Consider the following 877-nt stretch of genomic DNA (forward strand, 5'->3'; position numbering starts at 1 on the left):
CGCCGACGCTGCCGCCATTCGGCGAAAATATCGCCGTGTTGATGCCGACGACGTTGCCGCTCACATCCATCAGCGGACCGCCTGAATTGCCGTGGTTGATCGGTGCGTCGATCTGAATGAAATCGTCAAAAGGCCCGCTGTGCAGATCGCGGCCGCGCGCCGAGACGATGCCGGATGTAACCGTGGTGCCGAGGCCGAACGGGTTGCCGAAAGCGAGCACCTGGTCGCCCGGCATGAGCTTGTCGGAGTCGCCCCATTTGACGGTCGGCAAAGTCTTGTCGGACTTGATCTTGAGGACGGCGAGGTCGTTCTTGGCGTCGCGACCAACCAGCTCGGCGGGAAGTTCGGTGCCGTCATCGAGAGTGACCTTGATCGACGTGGCGCCGTCGATGACGTGATTGTTGGTGACGATGGTGCCATCGGCGGCGACGATGAAGCCGGAACCCAGCGCCTCTGTGCGGGGCGCCTGCTGCGGCGGCGGTGTCCTGGGGCCGGGCAGTCCCTGGTCGCCGAAGAACTGGCGGAAATAGTCGTCGAAGGGTGAGTTGTCGCCGAACGGAGCAGCGTCGCTCATGGTCTCCGACTCTGCCTTCATGACAGTGGTGATCGTCACCACTGCCGGTTTGTCGGCCGCCACGATCGGGGCAAACGATCCATTCGGCACCGTCATTCCGGTGACGGGAGGGGTCACTGTTTCTGCCAGAGCGCAATTCAGTCTGGGGGCGAGGGGCACGACGAAAGGGCTGACAATCAGTGCGGCGCCCAGCAAGGCGGCGACGCGATGTCTGCGAAGAATGTGGATGGGTGACATGGCCGTTGTCCGGGCGAGAAATTGGTCGGGCACCGTGGCGTTCCGGTTGGGGAATCGCCCATTCGG

1 protein-coding gene is annotated in these 877 nt (G+C 63.4%); it reads right to left on the reverse strand.

Translation table 11 applies throughout. The features are described 5' to 3' along the window. Positions 1-811, reverse strand: an 811-nt coding sequence (locus EOA85_RS36285) for a trypsin-like peptidase domain-containing protein (protein ID WP_127212803.1), incomplete at its 3' end; no start/stop codon positions are given. Between the last annotated feature and the right edge of the window lie 66 nt (positions 812-877).

It is taken from the genome of Mesorhizobium sp. M5C.F.Ca.IN.020.29.1.1 (assembly GCF_003997375.1).
Lineage (GTDB): Bacteria > Pseudomonadota > Alphaproteobacteria > Rhizobiales > Rhizobiaceae > Mesorhizobium > Mesorhizobium wenxiniae.